At 70.9% G+C, this 6614-nt stretch carries 8 protein-coding genes; 5 read left to right on the forward strand and 3 right to left on the reverse strand.

Annotated elements, in window-relative coordinates; translation table 11 throughout:
• Positions 1 to 352, forward strand: a 352-nt coding sequence (locus JMF90_RS18120; protein ID WP_282960384.1) for an exodeoxyribonuclease VII large subunit, incomplete at its 5' end; no start/stop codon positions are given.
• A 232-nt stretch (positions 353 to 584) separates the two neighbouring features.
• The gene (sodB, locus tag JMF90_RS18125; protein WP_011546040.1) at positions 585 to 1163 is read left to right on the forward strand and encodes a superoxide dismutase [Fe]; all 579 of its coding nucleotides are present in this window, start codon (positions 585 to 587) and stop codon (positions 1161 to 1163) included.
• A 101-nt stretch (positions 1164 to 1264) separates the two neighbouring features.
• On the opposite strand, the gene chrA is transcribed toward sodB, so the two are convergent.
• On the reverse strand, positions 1265 to 2476 hold the full coding sequence (gene chrA / locus JMF90_RS18130) for a chromate efflux transporter (protein WP_011694375.1): 1212 nt from the start codon (positions 2474 to 2476) through the stop codon (positions 1265 to 1267).
• Between the two features lie 106 nt (positions 2477 to 2582).
• Positions 2583 to 3290, reverse strand: a complete 708-nt coding sequence (locus JMF90_RS18135) for a Crp/Fnr family transcriptional regulator (RefSeq protein ID WP_011546038.1) — start codon at positions 3288 to 3290, stop codon at positions 2583 to 2585.
• Positions 3291 to 3371: 81 nt separating this feature from the next.
• Between JMF90_RS18135 and JMF90_RS18140 the strand changes: the two genes are divergently transcribed.
• From JMF90_RS18140 to JMF90_RS18150, 3 genes are read left to right on the forward strand one after another with little or no spacing between them, the layout of a single operon-like run.
• Positions 3372 to 3896: a DUF962 domain-containing protein gene (locus JMF90_RS18140; RefSeq protein ID WP_011546037.1), complete on the forward strand. Its 525-nt coding sequence runs from the start codon at positions 3372 to 3374 to the stop codon at positions 3894 to 3896.
• Positions 3889 to 5001: a 2-dehydropantoate 2-reductase gene (locus tag JMF90_RS18145; RefSeq protein ID WP_011546036.1), complete on the forward strand. Its 1113-nt coding sequence runs from the start codon at positions 3889 to 3891 to the stop codon at positions 4999 to 5001. The genes JMF90_RS18140 and JMF90_RS18145 overlap by 8 nt, the downstream gene beginning before the upstream one ends.
• 42 nt (positions 5002 to 5043) lie before the next feature.
• On the forward strand, positions 5044 to 5649 hold the full coding sequence (locus JMF90_RS18150) for a bifunctional 2-polyprenyl-6-hydroxyphenol methylase/3-demethylubiquinol 3-O-methyltransferase UbiG (RefSeq protein WP_011546035.1): 606 nt from the start codon (positions 5044 to 5046) through the stop codon (positions 5647 to 5649).
• 19 nt (positions 5650 to 5668) lie between these two features.
• Here JMF90_RS18150 and JMF90_RS18155 read toward each other — a convergent pair.
• A partial coding sequence (locus JMF90_RS18155; RefSeq protein ID WP_201325286.1) for an EAL domain-containing protein occupies positions 5669 to 6614 on the reverse strand: 946 nt, incomplete at its 5' end.

The following is a 6614-nucleotide window of genomic DNA, read 5'->3' on the forward strand; positions in this document are numbered from 1 at the left end:
TGCCCGTGCGCGTTTCGCGCTCGCGCAGTTGCGCTGGCAGCGCGCGCGGCCCGATGCGTCGCAGGCGCGCCACGCGCTCGCGGGGCTGTCGCAGCGTCTGGCCAGCGCGTTGCAGCGCCGTCACGAACGCGACACGGCGCGCGTGTCGGCCTGTGCCGCGCGGCTCGAGGTGCTGAGCCCGCAGCGTACGCTCGAGCGCGGCTATGCGGCGCTGATCGATGCGCAGACGGGCCGTGCGGTGCGCGCGCCGAACGCGCTGAAGCCGCAGCGGCGCCTGACCGTGCATCTCGCCGAAGGCTCGGCCGACGTGTCGCTCGCCGACGTGCAGCCGCGGCTGACCGATACGATCTGACGCAAGAAGCGGCGCGCGAGACACGCGAGGATCGTCGCAACGCATGCGGCACGGCCGGGCACGAATGCTGCGCATCGTCCGGTTCGTCCTGCCGGACGTCGCGCCAGCAGCGCTTTTCCGCATACCGCGGATAAATGGCCCGTGAGTTTGCGGGGTTATTCGTCCTCGCCTACAATCGGACGCTCGGCAGCATCCAACACAGCCTCCCTACATACTCAACGAAGGAATCGCCATGGCTCATACGCTCCCGCCGCTCCCGTACGCTGAAGACGCACTCGCGCCGACCATCTCGCTCGAGACGATCCAGTACCACTACGGCAAGCACCATCAGGCATATGTGACGAACCTGAACAATCTGATCCCGGGCACGGAATTCGAAAACCTGCCGCTGGAAGAGATCGTGAAGAAGTCGTCGGGCGGCATCTTCAACAACGCCGCGCAAGTCTGGAACCACACGTTCTTCTGGAACAGCCTGTCGCCGAACGGCGGCGGCGCACCGACGGGCGCGCTGGGCGACGCGATCAATGCGAAGTGGGGTTCGTACGACGCATTCAAGGAAGCGTTCACGAAGGCCGCGGTCGGCACGTTCGGTTCGGGCTGGGCATGGCTCGTGAAGAAGGCCGACGGTTCGCTCGACATCGTGTCGACGAGCAACGCTGCCACGCCGCTGACGACCGCCGACAAGGCGCTGCTGACGATCGACGTGTGGGAACACGCGTACTACATCGACTACCGCAACGCCCGTCCGAAGTTCGTCGAAGCGTACTGGAACATCGTGAACTGGGACTTCGCCGCGAAGAACTTCGCGTAAGTCCGGTGCCTGCGCGCCGCCACGGCGCGCAGCATCGAAAAAAGCCCTCGTTTCGAGGGCTTTTTGTTTTTGCGCGGCCCGAACGTGCCGCGCCCGCCGGATCAGCCGGCGATGCCGAGCAGCCAGCCGAGCGCCGCGCTCGCGATCACGACGGCCCATGGCGGCACGCGCCAGAACACCAGCGCGACGAAGGCGACCAGCGCGGCGGCCAGGTCGCGCGGCGCGACGATCGTATCGGTCCAGACCGGGTGATAGAGCGCGGCGAGCAGCAGCCCGACGACGGCCGCGTTCACGCCGGCGAGCGCGGCCTGCATGTGCGCGCTGCGGCGCAGGCGTTCCCAGAACGGCGCGGTGCCTCCGATGAGCAGGAACGACGGCGCGAAGATCGACACGAGTGCGATCGTGCCGCCGAGCCAGCCGTTCGGCGCATCGCGCAGCGACGCACCGAGGAATGCCGAGAACGTGAACAGCGGCCCCGGCACGGCCTGCGCGACGCCATATCCGGCGAGAAACGCCGAATCGCCGACCCAGCCGGGCGCGACCACGGCCGCCTGCAGCAGCGGCAGCACCACGTGCCCGCCGCCGAACACGAGCGCACCCGTGCGGAAGAACGCATCGACGACGGCGAGCGTATCGGAGCGCAGCACGCGGGCCGCGAACGGCAGCGCGACGAGCAGCGCCGCGAACAGCAGAAGCCACAGCACGCCCGCGCGGGACGACACGTGCAGCGGCAACGGTTCGTGCGCGTCGCGCGCCGGTTGCGGCAGCAGCACGACACCGGCCGCGCCGGCCACGACGATCACCGCGACCTGCGTCCAGGCGGCCGGTGCGAGCAGCGCGACGCAGGCGGCCGCGGCCATCAGCGTGACGCGCCGCGCGTCCGGGCACAGCGTGCGCGCCATGCCCCATACGGCTTGCGCGATCACCGCGACCGACACGATGCGCAGCCCGTGCAGCGCGCCGGCTTCGATCGGCGCGCCCGTCGCGTGAACGCCGAGCGCGAACAGCATCATCAGCAGCGCCGACGGCAGCGTGAAACCGAGCCACGCGGCGAACATGCCGGCATAGCCGGCGCGCGCGAGACCGATCGCCATCCCGACCTGGCTGCTCGCCGGCCCCGGCAGGAACTGGCACAGCCCGACCAGATCGGCATAGGTGCGCTCGGTGAGCCAGCCGCGCCGCGTGACGAATTCCGCGCGAAAGTAGCCGAGATGCGCGACCGGCCCGCCGAACGACGTGAGCCCGAGCCGCAGGAACGCGATGAAGACGGGCCACGGATGACGGGCGGGGGCGGGGAGGGTCGACGTGTTCAAGGCGGTGCGCGCGGCTGGCGGAACGAGTCGCCACGATAGCGCAACTCGGCGGCTGCGGGGCAGCGCGCAGCGTCGACAAAGGCCTGCCGAGGCCGTTGCGCGGCGTTCAGGACGCGCCGTCGCCGAGCCCGCTCGCGCGGCGCAATGCGTCGATGTCCACGAGCTCGATCTCGCCGACGTGCAGCCGCACCACGCCGTCGGCCTGCAATGCCTTCAGCAACTGGTTGGTGGTCTGCCGCGTCAGCGACAGCATCGACGCGAGCGTTTCCTGCGACAGCCGGATATGCGTGCGCCCGGCGCTGATGCCGCCGTAGCCTTCGGCGATCATCAGCAGCCGCGCGGCGAGCCGCTGCGCGGCCGGCATCACGCTCATCGACTCGACGGTCAGGAAGCTCAGGCGCAGCTTTTGCGCCATCAGCAGCGCGAACTGCCGCCAGTATTGCGGCGTCGTATCGAGGATCGCGAGCAGCGCGGCCTGGGGCACGTGCAGCAGCAGCGCGTCGTCGAGCGCGATGGCGTCGTGCGTGCGCGGCTGGCCGTCGAACAACGCGATCTCGCCGAACCACGTGACGGGCTCGGCCACCGTCAGCAGCGCTTCCTTGCCCTGCGGATCGACCGCCCCTATCGTGAGTGAACCGGCCAGTACCGCGTACAGCCCGCACGGCGGGTCGCCGCGCCGGAACAGCGCGTGGCCGGACGGCAAGCGGCGCAGCGTCGCGCGGGCGATCAGGGCGGCGCGCAGCGCGGGCGGCAGCCCGGCGAACCACGGGTTCGCTTCGATCTGCGGCAGGTACGGGGCGAGCGAAGAAGGCATGGGCACGCGATGTCGGGTAGCTGACAGAGGTTCTCGGGCGTGACGCGCATCATAGCGCTCAATAACCGATCAGGAGACGCCATGAAGACCCTCGAAGATCATCTTTCCCAGTATGCGGCCTACCATCGCGACGCGCGCAACATCGCGACGCATCTGGTCGGCATCCCGATGATCGTGTTCGCGGTCGAGGTGCTGCTGTCGCGGCCGGCGCTCGGGATGCTGGCCGGCATCGCGCTGTCGCCGGCGCTGCTGCTCGCCGTCGTGTCCGCGCTGTTCTACTTGCGTCTCGACCTGCGGTTCGGGATCGTGATGACCGGGCTGCTCGCCCTCGGCCTGTGGGCCGCGCAGTCGCTGGCGCCGCTGCGGACCGCGCAATGGCTTGCAATCGGCATCGGCGCGTTCGTCGTCGGCTGGATCGTGCAGTTCGTCGGGCACTGGTTCGAAGGCCGCAAGCCCGCGTTCGTCGACGATCTGGTCGGCCTGATCGTCGGGCCGCTGTTCGTCGTCGCCGAGGTCGCGTTCTTCGTGGGGCTGCGCGGCGACGTACGCCGCGAAGTCGAGCGGCGCGCGGGCCCGGTGCATGGCGGCGCGCATTCGCATGTCTGATGCGTCGGCCGGGCCGGTCTGCGTATTCGGCGCGGGCGCGATCGGGTGCTACCTCGGCGGCCGCCTCGCGGCAGCCGGCGCGCACGTCACGCTCGTCGGCCGCGCGCGGATCGGCGACGCGATTCATCTGCACGGACTCACGCTGACCGACCGGCGCGGCTATCGCGGGGCGCTCGCGCCGGCCGATGTCCGATTCGCCACCGATCCGGCCGCGGCGGCCGCCGCGCGGCTCGTGCTCGTCGCGGTGAAGTCGGCCGCCACGCGCGAGGCCGCCGCGCAACTGGCCGGCGTGCTGCGGCCGGGCACGATCATGATCAGCTTCCAGAACGGCCTGCACAACGCCGACGTGCTGCGCGACGCACTCCCGCAAGCGACCGTGTTGGCCGGCATGGTGCCGTTCAACGTGATCGAGCGCGGGCCCGGCGCGTTTCACCAGGGCTCGGCGGGGAGGCTGGCGGTCGACGCGTCGCCTGCGCTGCAGCCGTTCACCGGCCTGTTCGCGCGGGCCGGCCTGCCGCTCGTGCTGCATCGCGACATGCGCACCGTGCAGTGGGCGAAGCTGCTGCTCAACCTGAACAATGCGGTCAATGCGCTCGCGAACCTGCCGTTGCGTGACGAGCTCGCCCAACGCACGTACCGGCGCTGCGTCGCATTGGCCCAGCGCGAGGCGCTGCACTGGCTGGCGCGGGCCGCGATCCGGCCTGCGCGCTTGACGCCGCTGCCGGCCGCATGGATTCCGGCGATGCTCGATCTGCCCGATGCGGCTTTCCGCGTGCTCGGCGGCCGGATGCTCGAGATCGATCCGTTGGCGCGCTCGTCGATGTCCGACGATCTCGCGGCGCATCGTGCGACCGAAGTCGAATGGATCAACGGCGAAATCGTGCGGCTGGCCGGGCGCTTCGGCGCGCCGGCGCCCCGGCGCCGGTCAATGCGCGGCTGTGCGCGCTCGTCCACGACGCGGAAAGCGCGGCGTCACGTCCGGTGTGGCGCGGCGATGCGCTGTGGGCCGACCTGGCCGCGCAGGCGCCGCGTGCGGGCCACGTGCCGGCCGCGTAGGCCGGCGTCGCGGCGCTTGCCGACGGCGCGGGCTGGGCGCAACGACTAAGATGCGGAGTGCGTCATCCGACGCCCTTGCGGAGCAATCGCCATGGTGGATCGCCCAACTCTCGATGCCTACGACGCCCATGCCGCGCAATACGCGCAGGACTGGCTCGACCAGGCTGCGCCCGACGACATGTACGCGCTGCTCGAACAGCATTTCTCGCCGGGGCTGACCGCCGACGTCGGCTGCGGCGCGGGGCGCGACACGGCCTGGCTCGCGTCGCGCGGCTTCGACGTGCGCGGCTACGACGCGAGCGCCGCGCTGCTCGATGAGGCGCGGCGGCGCCATCGCGATCTGACGTTCGAACTGGCCGCGCTGCCGGCGCTGGCCGGCGTACCGTCCGGCGCGTTTCGCAACGTGCTGTGCGAAACGGTCGTCATGCATCTCGAACAGGCGGATGCAGCGGCGGCTGCCGCGCGGCTGGCCGATCTGCTGATGCCGGGCGGCACGTTGTACCTGAGCTGGCGGGTGGCCGGAAGCGGCATGTTGCGCGACGAGCGCGGCCGCCTCTATACGCCGCTCGATTCGGCGCGGATGCATGCGGCGCTGGGCGCGGGCGTGCACGTGATCGACGAACACGAGGTCGTCAGCGCGTCGTCCGGCAAGCGCGTGCACCGGCTGATCGTGCGCAAGGCGGGCGGCGACGCGTGAGCGCGCCGCGCCGGCGAACTCACTCGCGGCTGAGCGCCGCTTCCCAGTTGATGTCGACGCAGAGCACCTGCATGCCCGTCGCGGCCGGTGCGGCGATCGACGCGGTCACGCACAGGTGCGCCTCGTTGATCGACAGGTAGGGCGGCGTCAGATGCACGCCGCCGGGCGCGCGCATCGCGTCGATGAAGTACGGGCGGCGTTCCCAGCTCGCGCCTTCGGAATGCAGCAGCGGGCGGAAGCGCTTCGCACGTTGCGACACGCTGCCGCGCGCGAGCACGTTGTCGCCGATCTGGCGGCCCGACGCGTCGAGCAGGAAGCAGCGCGCGGTCTCGGGCAGCCCGAGCACGGCCGCCGCCGCATCGGTGAGCGATTCGCCCGCGCCGAGCTTGCGGCTCGCGTCCTCGAGCGCGGCCACGTACGGCGCGAGCCGTTCGGCCTGCGTGCGTTCGCGCTGCGCGACGCGCAGCCGCAGCGCGGCCGACAGCGTATCCATGCAGCCCGCGGCGGCCTGCGGCTGCACGGGATCGACGCTCGGCCCCGCGAAGTACTGGCCCTGTACGAAATCGACGTCGCATTCGAGCGCGATCAGCGCGTCGCGTTCGGTCGCGAGCCCGCCCATCAGCACGAGCTGGCCGGATTCGTGCAGCAGCGACACGAGCCCCGGCAGCACGCGTTCGAGATGCGAGTGCTCGCTCGCCTGCGCGAGGATGCCGCGGTCCAGCGTGACGATGTCCGGATGCAGGTGCCACACGCGATCGATGTTCGAATGCTTCGCGCCGAACCCGACGAGCGCGATCAGGAAGCCGGCCTTGCGCAGCCCGTCGATGATCGCCGCATAGCGTGGCGTCTCGCCGCCGGCCTGTTCGGGCACCTCGAGCACCACGCGGTGCGGCGGCAGCCCGAGCGCCTTCAGGTTCGCGAGCAGCGCGTCGCCGTAGATGGTGTCCATCAGCGCGGCCGGATGC

Origin of the sequence: Burkholderia sp. E168m23 (assembly GCF_016586125.1) — a bacterium.
In the GTDB taxonomy this organism is placed as follows: domain Bacteria; phylum Pseudomonadota; class Gammaproteobacteria; order Burkholderiales; family Burkholderiaceae; genus Burkholderia; species Burkholderia orbicola.

Excerpts from the sequence above, each read along its gene's own strand:
- JMF90_RS18135 (WP_011546038.1), bottom strand. The coding sequence starts at position 3,290 with ATGCCTTCTTCGCTCGCCCCGTACCTGCCGCAGATCGAAGCGAACCCG.
- sodB (WP_011546040.1), top strand. The coding sequence starts at position 585 with ATGGCTCATACGCTCCCGCCGCTCCCGTACGCTGAAGACGCACTCGCG.
- JMF90_RS18145 (WP_011546036.1), top strand. The coding sequence starts at position 3,889 with ATGTCTGATGCGTCGGCCGGGCCGGTCTGCGTATTCGGCGCGGGCGCG.
- JMF90_RS18150 (WP_011546035.1), top strand. The coding sequence starts at position 5,044 with ATGGTGGATCGCCCAACTCTCGATGCCTACGACGCCCATGCCGCGCAA.
- JMF90_RS18140 (WP_011546037.1), top strand. The coding sequence starts at position 3,372 with ATGAAGACCCTCGAAGATCATCTTTCCCAGTATGCGGCCTACCATCGC.